Here is a 19,844-nt window from a genome sequence, read left to right as displayed (position 1 = left end):
CGGCACAGCCGACCGCGCCCGTACTGGAAGCGCGTCACGTCAGCAAATCGTTCGGGGAGGTCGTCGTGCTCCACGACGTCTCACTCAGCCTCGACAGCGGACGTGTCCTCGGCCTGGTCGGGCAGAACGGCGCAGGCAAATCAACGCTGATGAAGATCCTGAACGGCCAGTACCCGTATGGCAGCTACCAGGGCAGCGTGGTGATCGCCGGACAGGAAGTGCGTCTGCGATCACCACGGGATGCCACGCAAGCCGGAATCGGCATTGTCCCGCAAGAGACCAGCGTTATCGACACCCTCAGCGTCGGTGAGAACATCCACCTCGGCCAGTACGGTGCCCGTCGCCTTCTCACCGTCGCCCAGTTGCAACGCCGAGCACAGGTATTCCTCGACGGCATCCAGCTTCCCCTCGATGCCCGCCTACCGGTCGCGTCGCTGACCACCAGCGAAAAGCAACTCGTCATGATCGCCCGCACTGTCTACGCGAGACCGCGGGTGCTGATCCTGGACGAACCGACAACAGCGCTCACGGACACCGAAGCCGGGCGCCTGTTCGACGTGGTCCGGTCCCTGTCCGGCCAAGGGGTCAGTTCCATCCTGATCAGCCACCGACTCAATGAGGTGTTCGATCTCGCCGACGACATCGCGGTGCTGCGCGATGGCCGACTCGTCGACGAGCTACCGCGAAGCAGCTTCGATCGAGGCCGAATAGTCACCGCGATCGCCGGACGACGGCTCGACGAGCCGTTCCCCAGCCGACCGACACATGTCCCAACCGCAGCCGGGCTGGCCGTGCGTGACCTCACTGTGCCCGATCCGCGCCGACCAGACCGGCTGGCGGTGAACTCCGTGTCCTTCAGTGCCGCCGCAGGCGAGATCATCGGTATCGGTGGCCCGCTGGGCTCTGGACGATCTGAACTGCTCGAGGCCATCTACGGACTGCTGCCCGCCCGGTCCGGGCACATCGACGTGCACGGCCGCGCGTTCACCCCACAGAACCCGAAGGCGTCGATCTCCCACGGCATCGCCTTCGTCCCCGAAGACCGCAAGAGCGACGGGCTGTTCCTCAACGGTAGCGTCGAGGACAACCTCACGCTGGCCATCCTGCGCACACTGAGCAGCCGCCTGCTCCTTCGTCCGGCTGCACGCCACGACACCGCAGCACGCCTGATCGACCAGTTCACGGTCAAGACTGACCAGGGCACCGCACCCATCACCTCCCTCAGCGGCGGCAATCAGCAAAAAGTACTGATCGCTCGCGCGCTCGCGGCCCGACCATCTGTGCTGCTGCTGGACGAGCCGAGCAAAGGCGTCGACGTCGGCGCTCGCGCCGAGATCTACCGGCTGATACGACAGGCGGCCTCCGACGGCGTGGCCATCGTCGTGGTCTCCTCCGAGGTTCCGGAACTGCTGGGACTCTGCGACCGCGTCATCGTGCTGTCCAAGGGCAGCGTGGTGAGCGAACTCGATGCCCGCACGACGACCCCGGAAGATCTCACCCTCGCGGCCATGTCGGGCACTCTCAACGCACGCACCACCCCGGAGACACCCCAATGATCGCCGCAGCGTCACTACGCACCGCTCTGCTCGACACCCGGACACGGCTGAACCACGTCCGGACCCCAGAGATCGAGTTGGCCCTCGCGATCCTCGTGTCGATTCTGGTCATCGGCGGACTGGAGAGTTCCTTCTTCCGCTACGCCAGCCTGGCAAACCTCGCCGTCGGCGCGGCCTTCATCGGGATCATCGCGCTCGGCGAATCCATCCTGCTCCTGGCCGGTGAGTTCGACCTGTCCGTCGGCGCGGTCGCCGGCCTGGCATCGGTCGTCGGCGCGAAATCCATGATCGCCACTGGAGGGAACATCCCGATCGGCGTCCTGGCCGCTGTCGGTACCGGCCTCCTCGTCGGCGCGATCAACGCCGCCTGCGTGGTCCTGCTCAGACTTCCGTCATTCATCACCACCATCGGCATGCAGTTCATCGCCTCAGGACTGGCAACGTTCATCACCCACGGAAACCCCGTATACCCACTGCCCGCAGCACTCACTCAGTTCGGCCTGGCCACCCCGCTGAACCTGTCATGGATGTTCTTCATCTTCCTCGGGCTAGGAGTGCTGATCGACCTCGGCGTACGATTCACGACCAATGGACGCCGGCTGATGGCCAGCGGCGGTGACCCCGCGGTAGCCGCGATCACCGGAATCCGCACCGGCCGCGTCAAAGCAGCGGCCTTCCTCATATGCTCAGGAATCGCAGCGCTCGCGGGTCTGCTGCAGATGGCCAGCCAGGGCGTCGCCCAGCCCACCACCGGCAACGGCGCCGAACTATCGGCGATCGCGGCGGCCGTCATCGGCGGCACGAGCATTTTCGGCGGTAGCGGATCACCACTCGGCGCGATGCTCGGCGTCCTTTTCCTGACCATCATCACGGTCGGCGTCGTCGTGGTCGGATTCGGAGCGAACTGGCAATCTCTCGCGATCGGCATCATCCTCGTGATCGCCATCGGGGCAGACGTCGCCCGACGCCGCGCCTCGACCCGACGAACCTAGCGATCACCACCGAATACCCCCTACCTGACAAGGACAACATGTCGCAGAATCCACCCTCATATGACCGGGAAGCCTCGTGATTCCCGAGGAACCGTTTCCAGCTTGGCTCGTTGAGCACGGCGCAGACGGCACCCGCCAGACACTGATCAGCATGTCCCCCGGAGAACTGCCCGACGGCGCCGTGACGATCAGGGTCACCTGGTCGGCAGTCAACTATAAGGACGCCCTGGCGACGGTGGCGAACAGCAACATCACCAACCTTCGAAGGCTCGTACCGGGCATCGACCTAGCCGGCACTGTGGTCGCCTCCGACGACGACAAGTTCAGCATCGGCGACGAAGTACTCGTGACCGGCTTCGGACTAGGCGTATCCCAACACGGCGGGTGGGCGCGATACGCACGCGTACCCGCCGATTGGGTCCTGCCGCTACCAGATGGTCTTTCGACGCGGCAAGCGATGATCCTCGGCACCGCCGGACTAACCGCCGGACTGTCGATACACGCGCTCGAGCGCCACGGCCTGACGCCGAACTCCGGCCCTGTCCTGGTGCTGGGAGCCACCGGAGGCGTCGGATCCATAGCGATCGGTGCGCTCGCCGCAGCCGGATATCACGTCTCAGCGGTCACCGGTAAGGCAGACCAAGCCAAATATCTCGCAGCTCTCGGAGCCAGCGAGATAATCGATCGCGAAATCTTGGTGCAAGCAGCAGATCGGCCACTGGGCAAAACACGCTGGGCGGCGTGCGTCGACCCCATCGGCGGTCCCGGAACCGGCTACGCTCTGCGGTCCCTACTCTACGGCGGAGCGGTGGCTCTCAGCGGCCTCACCGCTGGAACCTCGCTGCACAGCACCGTCATGCCCTTCATCCTGCGCGGCGTGAGCCTGATCGGCATCGACTCCGTCCAAGCGGGTCTCGACCTACGTCGCCAGATCTGGTCACGACTGGCAACCGACCTGCGCCCCGTCGGACTGGATGAGTGCATCGCTCACGAGATTCCTCTCACCCACGTCGGACAGGCCGCCGACACGCTCCTGGAAGGTGGAGCCCTCGGCAGATTCCTCGTCGACCTGGTGGGTGCCCACTAACAGCGAGGGGGCCTCAAGAGGAGGCAGGTCTCGGCGTGCGCCTCTCATCATTCAAATCCCGCATCCGAAACGTTTTTGCTACTGGTTTGGGCAAGGATAAGCCTCCATTCGGCAGATCTGAGATCCCATCTAGGCCCAATGCGATACGATTTGGGTAGCCAGAGGCACCGTATGCCCCAGGCTAGGTGAAGGGATCAAGTGCACCGTGGCACAAGGGCACTCAGACAGACGTCGGTCCGGCAGTGGACGGCAGATGGTCACCTTGAGTGACGTCGCGGCTCTTGCAGGCGTGTCGGTCTCGACGGCTTCGCAAGCGTTGAACGGCAATGCGGTCAAGGCCGAGACCCGCCAGCTCGTCCAGGAAGCGGCGGCCAAGCTGCGTTACGTGCCGCGTGGCGACGCCCGCGCGCTACGAACGGGACAGGCCACTTCGATCGCGCTATGGATCATCAACCGACCAGGAACGATCGTTTATACCGAAGCGTCGTTCTTCTATCCGCTTATCCGTGGCGTATTGGCCGGCGCTCAGGAGAACGAACACCGGATGACGCTGCACGTCACCGACCAGCCCCTTGACCGGGTGGGCAGGCAGCTGTTGGAAGAGTCGGCTCGCGGATCGTACGCTGCGTTCGTCATCGTGCCGCAGTGGGCCAACGACGGCAGCTACCTCTACGAGCTCCGGCGAACCGGAGTTCCCGTCGTGATGGTCAACGACGACGTCGCTGCCAGCGACGCCAGCGTTTCGATCAACAACGACACCGGCATCGAGGCGGCACTGGCCCATCTGGTCGAGCAGGGACACCGCGCGATCGCATACCTCGCAGGGCCCAAAGGCCATCTCGATGCTGACCGGCGTCTGCAAGCGTTCTATCGTGCCTCAGCCGAGCTGGGTATCCACGTGCGGTCCGCCTATGTACAACGGGGCGACTTCACCGTCGCAGACGGGATACAGGGTCTGGCGACGCTGCTCGACCGCTGCGCCGACTCGAAGATCACCTTCCCTACCGCCCTGATGACCGCCAACGACTACGTTGCGGCGGGCGCCCTCCAAGAGGCAGACAGGCGCGGCATCGCCGTACCGCGGGACCTGTCAGTCATCGGCTTTGACGACACCGAGATCGCATATGCGACCACGCCACCGTTGACCACCATCCGACAACCCATGTTCGAGGTGGGCCGGGCGGCCGCATATGCGGCAACCGGACTCGCGCAGAGCCTGCCAGTAGCAGATGCGGTTCAACTCGAACCGACACTCATTCTACGAGGATCTGTGGCCACCCCTCCCCAAGGTAACCGTTGAAGTCACGGTTCCCATCGGATCGGCGTCGCGTACGGGCGGCAGTGGCCCTTCCTCAGCTTAGTGATGGCGAGCGTCTGCGGGAAAAGCCAGGGCTTACGATCATCCTTGTCGGCAAGATACATCTCGCTGACCTGCTTGGCGAGCTGAAAGGCGATCTCCTGCTCTCGCTTGCGCAAGGCCGCCCAGCCGGACCTACCATGTCGGCACCATTCGAACTGCGTCAGGACAGGGCCCAGGCCGTTGAGCACAGCCCAGCCGAGGGGATAAGGATCACGACCGCGTAAAGCAGATGCCGCCTGCGCTTGCGACCTGCAGCGCTCAGCCGCCCCCATCGTGACCAAAGCACGACCGCCGCCACGCACACGGCGAGTGGCCGTTCCATCCGATAGCCGCGACACCAGAAGGTGCACCCATACCCGTCGAGATCATGAGTTAGCCACTCAGATCCTGGCAGGCTAGGTGCACCTTTCTTGATCTTCAGCAAGCTCAGCCGACAACCGTTGAATCAGCAGGGGTGAGGCTACCGAGTCTTGGCTCGACGCCGACCCGCCGGTCAGTCGAGGGCGTCTGGCTTGTCATCGGTCCACTCTGTGGTGGTATAGGCCTGGTACTGGAGAACCGTCCCGGCCTTCGCCCAGGGGCGGTTCGCTGGCGGGTTGACGGCGATGGTCTCGTTCGCCAGCAGCATGCCGGTCTTCTGGTCGATCACCAGGCGCTGCTCGAACTCCCCCAGCTCTTCCGACTCTCCGAGCTGGCCGATGCCCGTTCCTGTGCGGCCGAGCGGGTCGGTGACGTTCTCAGTGAGCCGAATGCCGGGGGTATCGGCCAGCAACCGGTAGGCCGCCGCCCGTACCTGAGGCGGTACGGGTGCCTCGGCGAGCAGAAAGGCCCCTATGTGTGAGGCGTTCGGCCGCTTGGCGCGGGCCAGGAGGGCGTCGAGCTGCTCCGGGTCCGTGGGGAGGTCCGCCAGTTCCTTCGGCGTCATCACGCGGTCGCCGACTTTGTAGCGCGGCTTACTGGGCTTGTCATACTGCAGGGCGCCCTCCTTCGTGCTGAGCTCCCGGGTGACGTCGTTGGACTTGACCTGCCACGTCGCAGGCTTGCCGGCGCGCTTCCAGGCCGCCTGGTCTTCGTCGCGCAGGGGCTTGGCGCCCAGATCCTTGCTGCCGACGAGCAGGACGTCGGCTGAGCTCCAGTGGTCGAACTCGTCACGCTGCTCGACCAGATAGCCGTCGGACGTCTGGTATGTGATGCCCCAAACGTCTTTGACATGCCAGTATGTCCCCTCGGGAGCCTTCGCCGCCCGCGCCGCCGCGGCGAGCAGCACACTGCGCGAGTCCAGCGTGACCTTGGCATGCGCCGGCGTCCGCGAGCCTTCGACCGGCGAGTTCCCACCGGGCCGCGGCGACTCGTCGGAGAGCCCCGAAACTCCCGGAACCACGATCACGGTCGCTGCGGCGGCCCCCGCCAGCGCGACGGCGACCAGGGGGACGGGCCGGAGCAGCGAGGACCGCAGGCTGCGCCCTCGGGCCGCGGAGTGCCGCCTGGCGACCGGCTCGGCACCGGGCCGCCAGCCGATCCTCCGGGCGAGCTCGTCCGCGTTTCTCTCGCGAATCTGGGCACGCATCTGGCTCAGCTCACGCAGTTCAGTCATCCGTCTGTCCTCCCAGGGAAGTACGGACCCGGTTGCGGGCCCGGTTGAGCCGTGAGCGCACCGTGCCCACGGGAATGCCCAGCACTTCGGCGACCTCCATGTAGCTGAGTTCGCCCCACGCAATCAGCAGCAGGGCGTCGCGATCACCTTTCGACAGCCGGGCCAGCGCCTTGGCCAGCAGCGGGCTCGCCGCCTCCGCGGTGACCTTGCCGGCTACCTGGTCGGCATGGCCCTCCAGCACAGGATCGACCCCGGTCCGGGCGAGCGCGCGGTAGAAACGTGTCTCGGAGCGATGGTGCCGCAGGATGAGGTTGGCGGCGATCCGCCAGAGCCAGGGCCGGGCGTCACCGCGGTTGAGGTCGTAGCGGTGACGGTCACGGAAGGCGATGTGGAACGTGTCGGCCACGATGTCGTCGGCCAGGCTCTCGCCCAGGCGACGGGCCGCGTACCGGTGGAGCTGCGGGGCGTGCCGCTGGAAGATTCCGGCGAACTGCAGGGGATCGTCCAGCGAGCGGGCGACGATGGCCGCATCGTCGATCTCGTCGTTGTATATCTCACTGGGTGCGATCATGGCATCCCATCGTTTGTATCCGCCTCTCTGGATGTCGGGCTCTAAAGGTGATAGCCCGAAGGCGCTTGGCGGGTTCACGGTGTTTCGGGAAGTCCACCGGTTCAGGCGGCACAAGTAAGGGCACACGGGCATGCTGACCAGGCCGCTTGGGCTTTGGGGAGCGAGCGCGGTGACCACGAGATAGGCGTGGGCCAGCATGGCCAAAGTGACGTGCTGGTGCCAGGCGTCGTAGGGGCAGACCTAGATGTCACGCAGCGGGTCGGCGCCGCAAGCTGGGCTCCCGTTGAGCGATGGGTGCAACGCGGCTGGCTTTTATCTCGATTTGTGCGTTCTTTGTATGCCGGTCTCGCAATCTTGATCCGCAGCGAGCGCTTCGAAAGATCCCAGGGACAACAGCGACAACTGCATGGCCAGGATCAAGAACGACTCGCTCGGCAAGGCCACCGCCACCACCACCGCCTACCTGGAGGTCGTGGGCAAGGCCCCAGCCGCCGACACCGGCAACTTCGGGAGCTACGCCGGGGCCGATGCGCGCTTCGGTCGCCGGCACGTGTCTCATGTGGGGCGGCAAGGCCGGATCCAGCACATTCAATGGCCCATTCAAACACTGTAGGAGCTGAACCCCTTTTAACCTGCGCATTCTTCTGACCGGCGCCGCCGTCGTCCCCCTGTCGCTTGTCGCTGGTCGGGCGGTTGGAGACCGCCCGCAGGCCGACAGTCGACGTCCGCTGCGCCGGCGTCGGCGATTCGCCTGTAGTGGATCAGGCGACTCTTGGTATGCAGGTGTTGGGGCGGGTTCGGTTTCAGAGGGGATTCCGAGCCCGTGAATGCGCGGGCGTTGGGCCACCGACGGAACCGCCGAACGCCCGCGTCCCTCCGCCGCGCGACCACGGTCATGGTGCGCCATCAGCGGTTTCTCGCTGTTAGTAATCGGACGAATGCGGATATGAAAGCGGCGGGGCGGGTTCGGATTCAGGGGGGGAGCCGAACCCGTGACAAGGGCGGGCGCCCGACCACGGAGCAGACGTCGGGGCGTCCGCGCTCCCGCCTCCTGCGATCACCCGGCAACTCGGCAGTCCGGCCGATATGCCGACAATCAGCGGTTTTGGGCCCCGGCCACCACATGATCGACGCGAATCCGGGCATGGGTTCACGCGCGGTGATTCCGGGGGAGGACCGCAGCCAGCGTCAGGACGGACTGACAATCGAGATGTGGCACTCCGAGGTGCGCCCGGTGATCGGCCTGCATCCGATGAGGCTGGGCATCGCCTGCGGCCTCGGCCAATTGCCAGCCGTTCTTACGCTCCACCGGCGCCAGCAGCCCGACCAGATACGCCCGTGCCTGCCGACGCGGCTCTACCCGACCGAAACGACTGGCGACCCGCGCGAACACTTCATCCAGCCCGGCCGCCCACGACTGGAGATCCTCAGACGTCACCACACCCGACACGAACCCGACTATAGATCACAAAACATGACTGTAGTACTAAATGAGTCAGGCCTCTGCGCCACCTCGGGAAGCTGGTGACACGAGTTCGTGTACGACGGCGAGGAAGTTGGCCGTGACCGGCCTCATGTGGGCGCGATCCCACACGGCGCCCACCTGCCATCTCGCGGGAGGCAATGCGATGGGCACTATGGTGACGGCGGGGGACGCGATCTTGGCGGCGCTGGCCGGCACGATGGCGATGCCGACGCCCGAGGCCACCAGGGCCACGACTGTCTGAAGATCGTGAGCTTCCTGAAGGATGTGCGGCCTCAGGTCGTAGGCCTTGAGGAAGCCGTCGAGCTGGGCCGCCAGTCCTGGGCCCTTCGCCGCCGCGAGCCGGATGAGCGGGTGGTCGTCCAGCCATGACACGACGCTCTCATCGCCTGGAGGCGCGGGTCCTTCGTCGCAGGACACGGCGACGGCGAGCGTGTCCGTGCGCAGGGCGATGGCCCCCAGGTCGTCCACAGGCAGCCTGACAAAACCGACATGCAGCCTGCCCGCCCGTATGAGGTCCAGCTGGGTGGCGGTGGACATGTCGTCGAGGGTGATTTCGACGTGCGGGTAGCGGCGGCGGAACGCCGCCACGGCGCGCGGGGCCAGGTCGATGGTGGACATTCCGAAGCCGACGCTCAACAAGCCCGATTCGCCGAGTGCCGTCTGGCGGGCCCGGCGGGCCAGGAGGTCCGCGCGGCGCACGAGGTCCTGGGCATCGGGGAGAAACAGCTGGCCGAGGGGAGTCAGGGTGGCCCCGTGCCGTCCCCGGTCGAACAGCGGGCCGCCTACCTCGGCCTCCAGAGCCTGGATCTGTTTGGTCAGAGCAGGCTGCGTGACAGCGAGCGCCTGCGCCGCCCGGCCGAACGCACCCACCCTGGCCGTCTCAATGAACGCACGCAGCAGACGGATTTCCATTCCTGCAGTCTATGGAACCCGTCGAAAGTTTCATTGGACCGGCCCCCCTCGTATCGGGTGTGATGGAGCCCATCGATTCCAGTTCAGGGAGAAACCATTGTCACCGTCGACCGGCGATAAAAAGCAGGAGAGTGTCCTGCGGTGCGCTTCGGTGCAGTTCGAGGCAAGGCCGGACGCCAAAGAATATAATTTGGCGAGAATAGCGCACTTCGTGCGCGAGGCCGCCGCGGACTCCGTACAGGTCATCGCCTTTCCGGAGATGTGCCTGCTCGGCTACTGGCATCTCCGCAATCATTCGGCCGAGAAACTGCATGAGCTCGCGGAGCCGATTTCCGGGCCATCGACGACCGCGGTACGTCGCCTCGCGATGGAGAACGGCCTGGCCGTCGGGGTGGGATTCCTGGAGGTGGACGAGAACGGCCGCCTGTTCAACTCGTACGCGGTATGCCTTCCGGACGGACGCGTGCACCGCCATCGCAAGCTGCACGCGTTCGAGCACGAGGCCATATCCAGCGGCGCGGAGTACACCGTCTTCGACACTCCCTGGGGTGTTCGCCTCGGGGTTCTCATCTGCTGGGACAACAATCTCGTGGAAAACGTGCGCGCCACCGCTCTCATGGGCGCCTCCGTACTTTTGGCTCCGCATCAGACCGGTGGAACGGCATCACGCAGCCCGCATTCGATGAAGCCGATCCCGTTGGCGCATTGGCAGGCCAGATATCGGGATCGGGAAACGATCGAAGAGCAGTTCCGCGGGCCCAGCGGACGTGAATGGCTGCTGCGCTGGTTGCCGGCGCGTGCCCACGACAACGGGCTCGGCGTCGTCTTCAGCAACGGCGTCGGGCGAGACGACGACGAGGTGCGTACCGGGAACGCCATGATTCTCGACCCCTATGGCCGGATCCTGGTCGAGACGACCTCCCCTGAGGACACCATGGTGGTCGCCGATCTCGACCTGAATCTCCTGCCGATGTCCACCGGGCGGCGCTGGATGATGGGGCGCAGGCCCGAGCTGTACGGCATTCTCACCGAGCGTTTCGGCGACGAACGCGACCCGCGCGCCGCGCGTTTCTCCGACGAGCCCGCGCGGATCGACGTCTCACGTCCTCACGACATGCAGCAAGAAAGTCACCCATGATGAAAACACATCCGATCACGGCTGTTGCGGCGGGTCTGGCGATCCTCGCGGGACTCGCCGGATGCGGCAAGGGCAGCTCGTCAGCCGGCGGAGAAGACACCGGCAAGGAGATCAGGTTCGTCGCCGCCAAGTACGACGACGACACCCAGCCATACTGGGAGAGCCTGATCGAGCAATTCGAAGCGAAGAACCCCGGGTACAAGGTCAGGCTTGAGATCATTGATTGGGAACAGATGGATGCCAAGGTGAAAACCTACATCCAAACCCGTCAGCAGCCCGACATCCTCAACTACAACGCTTATTCCGACTTCGCGCGCGACGGCCTGATCTACAAGGCGTCCGATGTTGTCTCGCCGCAGGTCATGAATGACTTCCTGCCCAAGTTCGCCGACGGGGCCAAGTACCGTGGACAGCAATACGGACTACCCTTCCTCGCCAGCGCACGGCTGTTCTTCTACAACCGGGACATCTTCCGCAAGGCCGGGATCGCCGAACCGCCGAAGACCTGGGATGATGTGAAGCTCGCCGCTCAGAAGATCAAGTCCGCGGTGCACGGGGTGAGCCCGCTCGGGTTGCCGCTCGGTGTCGAAGAGGCACAGGCCGAGTTCTTCATCTGGTCGATGAACAATGGCGGTGGCTGGGTGGACTCCTCCGGCAAGTGGGCGATCAACCAGCAGGCCAACGTCGACACGCTCCGGTTCCTGCGGGAGCTGACAAAAGCCGAACTGACCCAGCCGAACCCGGAGACCACCAACCGCAAGGACGTGTTCAACCAGTTCTCGCAGGGCAAGATCGGCATGCTGAACGGCGCCGTCTTTCAGCGCAAGGGCTTCATCGACACGGTGGACAAGAACCTGCCGTACGGTGTGGCGCCCCTGCCCGGCGCAGCCGGCGCGACCTCCCAGACGCTCAGCGTCCAGGACTTCCTGGTGGCCTTCAAGAACGGCGACGGTAAGAACAAGGACGCCGTTTCGAGGTTTCTCAATTTCTTCTACCAGAAGGACAATGTCGCCGGGTTCCTCAAGACCGAAGGCTTTCTGCCGGTCACCAGGTCGGCCGGCGACGCGTTGAGTTCCGACCCGTACTACAAGCCCTTCGTCGAGTCGTTGGCGAACCCGCGGTTCGCACCGACCGACGATCCGGCCTGGAGCGCGGTCGCGGGCGCCGCCAAACAGCAGATAGGAACCGCCGTGGCCGACGCCGACCCCAAAACCGTCCTGGACAAGCTCCAGGACGTCGCCGCGAAGAACGACTGACATGCACGACGCGCGAACCACGCCGCTTGGAACAGCATCGAGCGGCGTGGTACCACGATCCAATTTGTGGCGCACCGCAGGCCGGGTACTGACGCCGCTGGCGTGGGTCGGCCCGGCCGTGGCCCTGATTCTCGGCGTCGTCCTGTGGCCTGCCGTCGAGATGGTGCGGACATCCCTGACGAAAGTCAGTTCCTCAGGTCTGTCCACCGGGTTCACCGGTTTTCGCAACTACGCCGAGCTGTTCGGCGAAGACGACCTCGTGCTGGTGCTGTGGCGCACGGCGCTGTGGGTGGTCGGCGTCGTGGCCGTCACCATAGTGGTCTCTCTGGCATTGGCACAGGTCCTGAATGCCCGCTTCCCTGGACGCCGGTTGGTGCGGTGGGCGGTGATCGTGCCATGGGCGGCCTCAGTCCTCATGACCGCCCTGCTCTGGAAATGGATGCTCGACGACTTCTACGGCGTGGTGAACAAGCTCCTCATGGACATAGGAGTGATCGACACGCCCGTGAACTGGCTCGCCCACCCGGAGGTGGCGTTCGCCTGCATGATGGCGGTTTCGGTCTTCGTCTCACTGCCGTTCACCTCCTTCGTCATCCTCGCCGGCCTGCAGACCATCCCTGGCGAGGTGTATGAGGCGGCACGCGTCGACGGCGCGGGGCAACTTCGCACATATTTCCAGATCACCTTCCCCCTTCTGCGGCCGGTGTTGTTCGTCGCATCGGTCATCAACATCATCAATGTCTTCAATTCCTTTCCGATCATCTGGGCGATGACCCAGGGCGGGCCGGGACACGCCACCGACACCACGACGACCTACATGTACAAGATCGCTTTTCTGGACCAGGACGTCGGCGAGTCCGCCGCCCTGGCCGTGGTCAACTTTGCACTGATTCTCACCCTCGCGCTGCTCTACTCATGGGGTGCGCGTCGGCAGGGGAGGGCGCAGGCATGAGATCGCCGATACGGCCGCGTACCGTACTCATCACGGCCGTCGGATGGCTGATCGCCATCGCCTTCGTCGCGCCGTACCTGCAGATGTTCCTGACCGCCCTCAAACCGGCACCCGAACTGATGCAGTCGCCACCCTCCTACCTCCCCAGAACATGGGAGTGGGCGAACTTCGTGAATGTTTGGAAGGTGAACGATCCCAAGATCTGGGCGGCCCTGAGGTTCTCACTCCAGGTCTCAGGCGCAGCCACCGTCCTGGCGTTGGCCGTGGGCTTGCCGGCGGCCTACTACACGGCACGCAACCAATACCGCGGACGTGGCGCGTTCCTGTTCGTCGTGCTTGTCACGCAGATGTTCGCACCGACCGCATTGCTGGTCGGCATCTACCGTGAGCTCGTCGCACTGGACTGGACGGACACGAGCCAGGCGCTGATCGTCGTGAACGCCGCGTTCAACCTGCCGTTCTGCGTATGGATTCTGAACGCCTACTTCTCCAGCATCCCGAAAGAAATGGAGCAGGCAGCCTACCTCGACGGCGCCGGCCGCCTCACGGCCTTCACCCGCGTGATGCTTCCGCTGGCCATGCCCGGCGTGGTGACAGCGGCCGTCTACACGTTCATCGGGACCTGGAACGAATACATCGTGGCCATCACCGTGACGTCCTCGGACGACCGGATGACCCTCACCAGAGCGATCCCCGGGTTCGTCACCCAGTATCACGAGCAGTGGCAGTACTTGTTCGCTGTCTCACTTATCGCGATCGTCCCCGTCGTCATCCTCTTCGCTTCGATCGAACGCCATCTCGTCGGCGGTCTGACGGCCGGGAGCGTCAAATAGCCACGGCCGAGCCATGACACACCGACTTTTCAGAGTGCCTGGATCGGGTCGAAGAATCGGGCGATGTTCGCAGGCAAGCCGCAGCGCGAGGATCTCAACCCGTGCGACATCCCGGCACAGGCACAACCCTTCAAGTAAATTCGCCGGCCGGCCTTCAGCCAAGGACCCTGGATGACGATGCAATTTTCCCCTTAGAAGGCCTGGGGCCTTGAATCTTTTAAGCACATGGCCCCAACGAGAGTTCGGATAACCTGACATGAACACTTCGGCAGATCCCGCCGCGATCGGCATCGACCTCGGAGCCACCCACATCCGCGCCGCGATCGTGGCAGCCGACGGCACCGTGGCAAGCACCGTACGGCGCGTCCTGCCCACCGATGCCGGCGCCCGGAGGCACGCCACCACCGAGGTCGCACTCCAACTGCTCGACCGCCATCCCGGCCGCCACATCCACGCCGTCGGACTCGCCGTCGCGGGAACCGTATCCAACGGCGTCCTGACCTGGTCGGCGAACCTCGGCCTCGAAGCCGTGGACTACCGCCGCGAGATCCAGACGGCGACCGGCCGGGCCACGACCGTGCTCAACGACGCCCGCGCCGCCACACTGGCCGAGGCACGTCTGGTCGCCAACGGCGATGCGGCCACCATCCTCATGGTCACTGTCGGCACGGGCATCGGCGGCGGCGTCTTCATCAACGGCCACCTGCACAGCGGCACCGGCGACGCCGGCGAGGTCGGCCACGTCGTCGTCGACCCCAGAGGGCCTGCCTGCCGTTGCGGACGATACGGATGCTGGGAGCAGTTGGCCGGCGGTCTCGCGCTGAACGTCGCCGCGCTGGAGGAGGCACGGGCCAACCCCGGCGGACGGACCGCCGCTATCGCTGGGGATGGCCGTCCGAGCACCGCATGCCTGGCCCAGGCCGCCGCCGAAGGCGACGGCATCGCCATGGGCGTCATCCGCCGCTGTGCCGACCTGTTCGCCGTCGGCCTCGACAGCCTCTGCGCCGTCGTCGCCCCGCATGTCCTCCTGCTCGGCGGCGGCATCATGGCGAGGCCGGGTCCGATTCGGGATGCGTACCTCGCGGCGGCCCGCACGCTGCGCTGGCACAAGGGAGACGTCCGGACGGCGGTGCTGGGCGACGACGGGGGCATGATCGGTGCCGCACTGGCAACCTGGAACCCCTGATCCCCACCAGCCAGGGCCGCAGCCGGCTCGGAACTACCTGCCTCCAGCATGTGGGGCACGAAGAAAACGTGCGTGCCATCATGCGCCATCCGGCCCATACGGTCGGGAGTGACGGGCTGCTCGCGGGAACCCGGCCGCACCCTCGCGCCTGGGGCACCTTTCCCCGCCTCCTCGGCCGCTTCGTCCGCGAACTCAACCTGCTGACCCTGGAGAAATGCGTCGCAAAGATGACGTCACGACCCGCCCGCCGCATCGGACTCACCACCCGAGGTCTGATCAAGCCCGGACACCAGGCCGACCTGGCGCTCTTCGACCCCGAGACGGTCGGCGACGTCGCGACATACGACAACCCCCGGCCGCAGCCTTCCGGCATTCCCTTCGTCATGGGCACCTGGGTCATTAAGAGGGTCGGCCCACCGGCGCCCTGCCCGGTCGTTCCGTCCGTCGGCCTGGCTGAGAAGGCCCCGGTCATCTGGCGAAGGGCCCTCCCGCAAGTTCCCATTCCGGGCGTGGCTCGATGATCAAGGCGTGCAGGGTATGCGCGTGGATGACAGGTTGCGGTACAGCAGTTTCGCGTCGCACGCGCGGACAGGTGCCGCCGCAGTCTCGATGGTCGCCGGTGCGGGCTGCGCGCCAGGCACGGGCATGGGCATGGTAGCGGGCGGCGTGGCTGGGGCGGTGTGTCCGGGATGCCACCAGCGGTCGGCTAGGGCCGCTTCGGCCACCCCCGATCGGTTGCGGCGTTGGGGGATGGCCGGTGCGGGGGAGCGCGGCGAGGATGTGCGCGGGGGTGAAGTCGGCGTCGACCTCGCCCTGTACCGGCAGGCGGCTCCCGCGTCAGTGCCGGGGCTAACGTCGGGAGTGGCGGTCATCGGGCCACGTGCGCGCTGACTTTGGCCAGCGCGGCGAGGTAGCCGTCCAGCAGTTCCTCACAGTTCCTCATCGTCGGGGTCCCCCGTGCGGGAGCTTGATGAAGGCTTCCTGGAAGGCGGCGACGCCGGGCAGGTCGACGGCGCCGACCGCGGTGGCCCGGCAGGGGCGCGGACGGGTCTTGGCGGGCGAACAGCAGCTCGTCGGAGATGTCGCGGGTGGAGCCGGGCGTGTCGACCTCCAGCGCGCCTTCTGCGACGCACAGACAGACGAACTCATCGCGGGTCACGCTCGCCTGGTCGGGGTGGAATAGCAGTCCGAGGACGTAGAGGCCGTGGGCGCCTCGCTCGGGCGGTACGACGATCGGGGAGATGATGGGGTTGCCGTCCAGGGCCTTGGTGAAGGCGTCGAGGTTGTGCCGGCGGTGGGACTCAACGTGGACGGCCCGGGCCAGTTGGTTGAGCGCCGATCGCTGCGCCGAGCGTGGTCATCCGCTCTTTGAGTCCCATGCTGGTGAAGGCGAACGGGAAGTACTCGTCGCTGGCGTCGATCTCAGCGCGGGCCCGTTTGTTGTAGTGGGCGAAAAGGACGGCCAACTCGCGCAGGCGCGGGTCGCGGGCCACCAGCATGCCCCATTCCCCGGTGGTGGTCGCCTTCTGCTTGGTGGAGAAGACCGCCAGGTCCCCCAGGTGCCGACGGGCCGGTTGTCCCAACGGGCGAAATGGGGGTGGGAGAAGTCCTCCAGGAGGGCCAGTCGGCTCTCCCCGGTGTGGCCGGCAGATTGCGCTCTGGCGGTCGCAGCAGAATGTGTGGGGGCTGGGGTTGCTCGGTCAGCTGTCGGCGCAGGCATCGAAGGAACGGAGCAGGCGACGCAGAGCGCTGGTGAGAGCGGGCAAGCCAGGATCACCCCTCGGGTGGCCGGCTCATACCCTGCAGCGTCAGCTGTCATCGGTCGGGCCTTCTCCGCTGGCAGGATCCTCAGCCGCGGCGATCGCCGCGTCCAGCACGCAGAGTTGACGGGGAAGGACATCTCCTGCGTCATGAGATCGATCATGGCGATGTGGATCATGACTTTGGAGTGGTCGGGGCGTGCTTCGTAGTCGCGGGCCAGGCGGCGGTGGAGCATCAGCCAGCCGAGTGTGCGTTCGCCCACCCAGCGGCGCGGCAGCGGGGTGAAGCCCTTGGTGGCGGGGTCGCGGGTGACGACTTCGACGTTGATGCCGAGGGTGGCGGCGCCGTCGATGACGGTGGTGCGGTAGGCGCTGTCGGCCCAGGCTTTGGTGAGGGTGGGGTGGGTGGCGGCGACCGTGGTGAGCAGAGGCAGGCCGGCGGCAGTGTCGGAGATGCTGGCGGCGGTGACGAGCACCGCCAGGAGCAGGCCGAGGGTGTCGGTGACGATGCTGCGCTTGCGGCCGGCGATCTTCTTGCCGGCGTCGTAGTCCTGGCTGGTGGCCGGCACGTTGGCGGTGGTCTTGACGCTCTGGGCGTCGATCATGCAGGCGCTGGGTTCGGGGTTGCGGCCCGCAGCGGTGCGCACTGGCTGCGGGGTTGGCAGCGTTGTACTGGTCGCGGATGGTGCCGGGGATCCGGCCTCGGCCGCTGATGGGCAGACCCTGGGTCTTGGCCCACTCGCGGATGGCGTGGTCGCGCTCGCGGTCGCCGGACATGGTGCGCTTAGTGGTCGCGCCGAGCGCCTTGGCCCTTTCGCGGGCGTCGGCGAGTTGCTGCTCCAGTTCGGCGACGCGGTCGGCGGCAGCCTGCTTAGCGGCTTCGCGCTGAGCTGCGACGGCTCGCTGCTCGTCCACCTGTGTGTAGATGGTGTGGAGCTTGTCGAGGGCCTGCTTGGCGCGGTCGAGCGCGGTCTGTACGTGGCGGTTGTCGCAGTCGGCCGCGTCGGCGAGGAGCGCGTTGGCGTTGTACGGCTCGTCTGCCCGCGCCGCCACCGACCGTCCGTGAAGCAACCCGCTGGATCACCAGCGACCCCGACCACCTCACGACCGAAGAAGCCACCAAGCTCGCCCAGCTCAAGGCACGCAGCGCCCGCCTGACCTTGCTCGCCGGACACGTCACCGACTTCGCCCAAATGATGACGAACAGAACCGGAACCCAGCACCTTGAAGGCTGGCTCACCAACATCGAGAACGGCGACTTCCCCGCCCTGCACTCCCTCGCCTGCGGCATCCGCCTCGACCAGGGGCTCCGCTCCCGAAGGTGTCCCCAGCCGCCAGGTATTGGGTCGTTACTTACGCGGGAACAGCCGTTGGCGATGAGACGGGCGGCACCGCCTGGACATGGACACCCGCCTCGGCCTCGCAGCCGCCTAACCACCCCGGTCGTGGAGGCGCTACGCCCTCCACGGTGCTTCCCACTCAATAGCCCGCCGTCAGTTCGGCGGCACTCGCGGTGGGCGGGTTGCCGTTGCGGCGGCTTTCGAGGTCGTCGAGGATCGCCGCGGTGGCCGTGGCTCCGAAGCGGGTGGCGCCGAGCCGATGCAGGTGCAGGAGAGCGTCCAGGGTGCGAACGCCTCCGGCCGCCTTGACCTGCACGTGGGAGGACACGGTGCGGCGCATCAGGGCGATGTCGGCGGCCGTCGCGCCGCCGGGGGCGAACCCGGTGCTGGTCTTGACGAAGGCCGCGCCAGCTGTCTCAGCGGCCTTGTACCCGGCGGTCTTGTCCTGGTCGGTCAGGTAGGCGTTCTCGAAGATCACTTTTACGGGGAGTCCCTCAGCGGCCTGGACGACGGCGGCGATCTCGTTCTGGACGAACGCGACGTCGCCGCCGCCCAGGCGACTGATGTTGATCACCATGTCGATCTCTTCCGCCCCCAGAGAGATCAGTTCGGTGGTCTCGAAGACCTTCGCCTGCGTGGTGCTGCTGCCGTGCGGGAAGCCGACGACCGTGCCAACGCGAACCTGGCTGCCGCGCAGCGTGGCGGCCGCCGCCGCCACGTCGGTGGGCCGCACGCACACCGACGCTGTGCGGTACTCCAGGGCAGTCTCCAGGCCGTCCTCGACCTCGGCCGGAGTCAGTTCGGGTCGCAGCAGCGAGTGGTCGATCATCTTCGCCACCACCTCGTGTGAGGGCAGGGGGCCCGCCCAGCGCGGGACGTCGATCGAGGCCACGGACATGATGCTCTCCTTAGGGTCGCCTCAGATAATCTGTATATACAGCCTATACAGATCCGAAGGTGGTGTCGACTGACGTCACACTGGGAGCCGACACCATCCGACTGAGGAGGACCACACCCGCCATGGCCGCGTCGCAACCGCTGTACGAGCGCATCGAGAAGCAGCTGCGCCGGCGCCTCGAAGGAGCCGCCGTCGGCGATCCGTTCCCCTCCGAATCGCGGCTGGCTCAGGAGTTCGGCGTCTCCCGGATGACGGCGCGCGCCGCTCTGGTCCGACTGGAACGCGACGGCCTGCTGGAGCGGGTGCCCGGGCGGGGCAGCTTCGTGCGCCAGACCGCCGCCGCCCGGCCGGTCGGCACCCTGCTGAGCTTCCACGACCAGGCCCTCGCCCTTGGCAAGACACCACGTTCCCGGGTCCTGGAGGCCGCCGTGCGCCCTGCCTCCCCCCAGGAGACGGCCGCCCTCTACCCGGCCCTCGCCAGGCAATCTGCGTCCGTGGTCGCCATCAGCCGCGTCCGGCTCTTCGACGACCTGCCCGTGGCCATCGAACACGCCACGTTCCCCGCCACCCTCGACGCGTTGCTCACCGCAGACCTGGAGACCGGATCACTGCACCAGACCCTCCGCCGCACAGGACTGCACCCGACTCTCGGCTCCTCCGTCCTCACGGCGCGCACAGCCGATGACGATGCACCCGAACTCGACGTTGACCCCACCACGCCGATGCTCGTCGAGACGCGCTCCATCATCGACCAGCATGGGAACCCTCTCGAATACACGATCAGCTCCTATGTCGCGCACCGCTACGCGCTCAAGGTCGACTTCTCCGTCTCCGCTCCCGGCCACCCCTCGCACCGGGCCGACAGCGGCGGCGACGCGGCGAGTCACCCAGCCTGACGCCTCACCCGGCCTCCAAGCACCCAG

At 66.2% G+C, this 19,844-nt stretch carries 19 protein-coding genes and 3 pseudogenes; 12 read left to right on the top strand and 10 right to left on the bottom strand.

Annotation, left to right across the window (positions count from 1 at the left end; translation table 11 throughout):
- Positions 1-65 precede the first annotated feature (65 nt).
- The 4 genes from AB0C30_RS57625 to AB0C30_RS57610 all read left to right on the top strand — a co-directional run bounded on the left by AB0C30_RS57625 (position 66) and on the right by AB0C30_RS57610 (position 4,935).
- The gene (locus AB0C30_RS57625; RefSeq protein WP_357961537.1) at positions 66-1,556 is read left to right on the top strand and encodes a sugar ABC transporter ATP-binding protein; all 1,491 of its coding nucleotides are present in this window, start codon (positions 66-68) and stop codon (positions 1,554-1,556) included.
- Positions 1,553-2,548 carry an ABC transporter permease gene (locus AB0C30_RS57620; RefSeq protein WP_357961534.1) on the top strand — a complete coding sequence of 332 codons (996 nt, stop codon included), beginning with the start codon at positions 1,553-1,555 and terminating at the stop codon, positions 2,546-2,548. The genes AB0C30_RS57625 and AB0C30_RS57620 overlap by 4 nt, the downstream gene beginning before the upstream one ends.
- A gap of 76 nt (positions 2,549-2,624) precedes the next feature.
- Entirely contained in the window at positions 2,625-3,635 is a 1,011-nt protein-coding gene (locus tag AB0C30_RS57615; protein WP_357961531.1) for an acryloyl-CoA reductase, read from the top strand.
- Positions 3,636-3,888: 253 nt separating this feature from the next.
- Entirely contained in the window at positions 3,889-4,935 is a 1,047-nt protein-coding gene (locus AB0C30_RS57610) for a LacI family DNA-binding transcriptional regulator (RefSeq protein ID WP_357961528.1), read from the top strand.
- Between the two features lie 2 nt (positions 4,936-4,937).
- Here AB0C30_RS57610 and AB0C30_RS57605 read toward each other — a convergent pair whose 3' ends face one another.
- The 3 genes from AB0C30_RS57605 to AB0C30_RS57595 form a co-directional block, all read right to left on the bottom strand.
- Positions 4,938-5,183 carry a hypothetical protein gene (locus AB0C30_RS57605; protein ID WP_357961525.1) on the bottom strand — a complete coding sequence of 82 codons (246 nt, stop codon included), beginning with the start codon at positions 5,181-5,183 and terminating at the stop codon, positions 4,938-4,940.
- 305 nt (positions 5,184-5,488) lie between these two features.
- Positions 5,489-6,589 carry a CU044_5270 family protein gene (locus AB0C30_RS57600; protein WP_357961522.1) on the bottom strand — a complete coding sequence of 367 codons (1,101 nt, stop codon included), beginning with the start codon at positions 6,587-6,589 and terminating at the stop codon, positions 5,489-5,491.
- Positions 6,582-7,160, bottom strand: a complete 579-nt coding sequence (locus tag AB0C30_RS57595) for an RNA polymerase sigma factor (RefSeq protein WP_357961520.1) — start codon at positions 7,158-7,160, stop codon at positions 6,582-6,584. The genes AB0C30_RS57600 and AB0C30_RS57595 overlap by 8 nt, the downstream gene beginning before the upstream one ends.
- Positions 7,161-7,566: 406 nt before the next feature.
- Between AB0C30_RS57595 and AB0C30_RS57590 the strand changes: the two genes are divergently transcribed.
- A complete protein-coding gene (locus tag AB0C30_RS57590; protein WP_357961517.1) occupies positions 7,567-7,773 on the top strand; it encodes a hypothetical protein in 207 nt (68 codons plus the stop codon).
- A gap of 633 nt (positions 7,774-8,406) precedes the next feature.
- On the opposite strand, the pseudogene AB0C30_RS57585 reads toward AB0C30_RS57590, so the two are convergent.
- Together AB0C30_RS57585 and AB0C30_RS57580 are read right to left on the bottom strand one after the other, a co-directional pair.
- Positions 8,407-8,562, bottom strand: a pseudogene (locus tag AB0C30_RS57585) (IS701 family transposase); the annotation flags it as partial.
- Positions 8,563-8,655: 93 nt separating this feature from the next.
- A complete protein-coding gene (locus AB0C30_RS57580) occupies positions 8,656-9,558 on the bottom strand; it encodes a LysR substrate-binding domain-containing protein (RefSeq protein ID WP_357961514.1) in 903 nt (300 codons plus the stop codon).
- 97 nt (positions 9,559-9,655) lie between these two features.
- Here AB0C30_RS57580 and AB0C30_RS57575 point away from each other — a divergent pair, with 97 nt between their 5' ends.
- From AB0C30_RS57575 to AB0C30_RS57550, 6 genes are all read left to right on the top strand, one after another.
- Complete coding sequence (locus AB0C30_RS57575; RefSeq protein WP_357961511.1) at positions 9,656-10,696, top strand: nitrilase family protein; 1,041 nt, start codon at positions 9,656-9,658, stop codon at positions 10,694-10,696.
- Positions 10,693-11,952: an extracellular solute-binding protein gene (locus tag AB0C30_RS57570; protein WP_357961508.1), complete on the top strand. Its 1,260-nt coding sequence runs from the start codon at positions 10,693-10,695 to the stop codon at positions 11,950-11,952. Before AB0C30_RS57575 ends, AB0C30_RS57570 begins: the two co-directional genes overlap by 4 nt.
- A 1-nt stretch (position 11,953) precedes the next feature.
- Positions 11,954-12,904, top strand: coding sequence for a sugar ABC transporter permease (locus AB0C30_RS57565; RefSeq protein ID WP_357961505.1), 951 nt, complete (start codon positions 11,954-11,956; stop codon positions 12,902-12,904).
- Positions 12,901-13,737 carry a carbohydrate ABC transporter permease gene (locus tag AB0C30_RS57560; RefSeq protein ID WP_357961502.1) on the top strand — a complete coding sequence of 279 codons (837 nt, stop codon included), beginning with the start codon at positions 12,901-12,903 and terminating at the stop codon, positions 13,735-13,737. The genes AB0C30_RS57565 and AB0C30_RS57560 overlap by 4 nt, the downstream gene beginning before the upstream one ends.
- Before the next feature lie 256 nt (positions 13,738-13,993).
- A complete protein-coding gene (locus AB0C30_RS57555) occupies positions 13,994-14,923 on the top strand; it encodes an ROK family protein (protein ID WP_357961499.1) in 930 nt (309 codons plus the stop codon).
- Between the two features lie 68 nt (positions 14,924-14,991).
- Complete coding sequence (locus tag AB0C30_RS57550; RefSeq protein ID WP_357961496.1) at positions 14,992-15,444, top strand: amidohydrolase family protein; 453 nt, start codon at positions 14,992-14,994, stop codon at positions 15,442-15,444.
- Positions 15,445-15,791: 347 nt separating this feature from the next.
- Here the strand turns inward: AB0C30_RS57550 and AB0C30_RS57545 are convergent, their stop codons facing one another.
- The 5 genes and pseudogenes from AB0C30_RS57545 to deoC all read right to left on the bottom strand — a co-directional run bounded on the left by AB0C30_RS57545 (position 15,792) and on the right by deoC (position 18,921).
- On the bottom strand, positions 15,792-16,082 hold the full coding sequence (locus AB0C30_RS57545; RefSeq protein ID WP_357961493.1) for a hypothetical protein: 291 nt from the start codon (positions 16,080-16,082) through the stop codon (positions 15,792-15,794).
- Positions 16,083-16,224: 142 nt separating this feature from the next.
- On the bottom strand, positions 16,225-16,422 hold the full coding sequence (locus tag AB0C30_RS57540) for a hypothetical protein (protein ID WP_357961553.1): 198 nt from the start codon (positions 16,420-16,422) through the stop codon (positions 16,225-16,227).
- A 488-nt stretch (positions 16,423-16,910) separates the two neighbouring features.
- Positions 16,911-17,288 (bottom strand): annotated as a pseudogene (locus AB0C30_RS57535) (transposase); the annotation flags it as partial.
- Between the two features lie 115 nt (positions 17,289-17,403).
- Positions 17,404-17,598 (bottom strand): annotated as a pseudogene (locus AB0C30_RS57530) (hypothetical protein); the annotation flags it as partial.
- A 564-nt stretch (positions 17,599-18,162) separates the two neighbouring features.
- Entirely contained in the window at positions 18,163-18,921 is a 759-nt protein-coding gene (gene deoC / locus AB0C30_RS57525) for a deoxyribose-phosphate aldolase (protein ID WP_357961490.1), read from the bottom strand.
- A 122-nt stretch (positions 18,922-19,043) separates the two neighbouring features.
- On the opposite strand from deoC, the gene AB0C30_RS57520 reads away from it, so the two are divergent.
- Entirely contained in the window at positions 19,044-19,817 is a 774-nt protein-coding gene (locus AB0C30_RS57520; RefSeq protein WP_357961487.1) for a GntR family transcriptional regulator, read from the top strand.
- The last annotated feature ends 27 nt before the right edge of the window (positions 19,818-19,844 follow it).

Origin of the sequence: Nonomuraea sp. NPDC048901 (assembly GCF_040649695.1) — a bacterium.
Lineage (GTDB): Bacteria > Actinomycetota > Actinomycetes > Streptosporangiales > Streptosporangiaceae > Nonomuraea.
The sequence above is the reverse complement of the archived record's forward strand: the minus strand, read 5'-3'. Positions and strand labels throughout refer to the sequence as shown.

Excerpts from the sequence above, each read along its gene's own strand:
- AB0C30_RS57565 (WP_357961505.1), top strand. The coding sequence starts at position 11,954 with ATGCACGACGCGCGAACCACGCCGCTTGGAACAGCATCGAGCGGCGTG.
- AB0C30_RS57610 (WP_357961528.1), top strand. The coding sequence starts at position 3,889 with ATGGTCACCTTGAGTGACGTCGCGGCTCTTGCAGGCGTGTCGGTCTCG.
- AB0C30_RS57560 (WP_357961502.1), top strand. The coding sequence starts at position 12,901 with ATGAGATCGCCGATACGGCCGCGTACCGTACTCATCACGGCCGTCGGA.
- AB0C30_RS57540 (WP_357961553.1), bottom strand. The coding sequence starts at position 16,422 with ATGCTGGTGGCCCGCGACCCGCGCCTGCGCGAGTTGGCCGTCCTTTTC.
- AB0C30_RS57580 (WP_357961514.1), bottom strand. The coding sequence starts at position 9,558 with ATGGAAATCCGTCTGCTGCGTGCGTTCATTGAGACGGCCAGGGTGGGT.
- AB0C30_RS57590 (WP_357961517.1), top strand. The coding sequence starts at position 7,567 with ATGGCCAGGATCAAGAACGACTCGCTCGGCAAGGCCACCGCCACCACC.
- AB0C30_RS57555 (WP_357961499.1), top strand. The coding sequence starts at position 13,994 with ATGAACACTTCGGCAGATCCCGCCGCGATCGGCATCGACCTCGGAGCC.
- AB0C30_RS57600 (WP_357961522.1), bottom strand. The coding sequence starts at position 6,589 with ATGACTGAACTGCGTGAGCTGAGCCAGATGCGTGCCCAGATTCGCGAG.
- AB0C30_RS57570 (WP_357961508.1), top strand. The coding sequence starts at position 10,693 with ATGATGAAAACACATCCGATCACGGCTGTTGCGGCGGGTCTGGCGATC.
- AB0C30_RS57595 (WP_357961520.1), bottom strand. The coding sequence starts at position 7,160 with ATGATCGCACCCAGTGAGATATACAACGACGAGATCGACGATGCGGCC.
- deoC (WP_357961490.1), bottom strand. The coding sequence starts at position 18,921 with ATGTCCGTGGCCTCGATCGACGTCCCGCGCTGGGCGGGCCCCCTGCCC.
- AB0C30_RS57620 (WP_357961534.1), top strand. The coding sequence starts at position 1,553 with ATGATCGCCGCAGCGTCACTACGCACCGCTCTGCTCGACACCCGGACA.
- AB0C30_RS57520 (WP_357961487.1), top strand. The coding sequence starts at position 19,044 with ATGGCCGCGTCGCAACCGCTGTACGAGCGCATCGAGAAGCAGCTGCGC.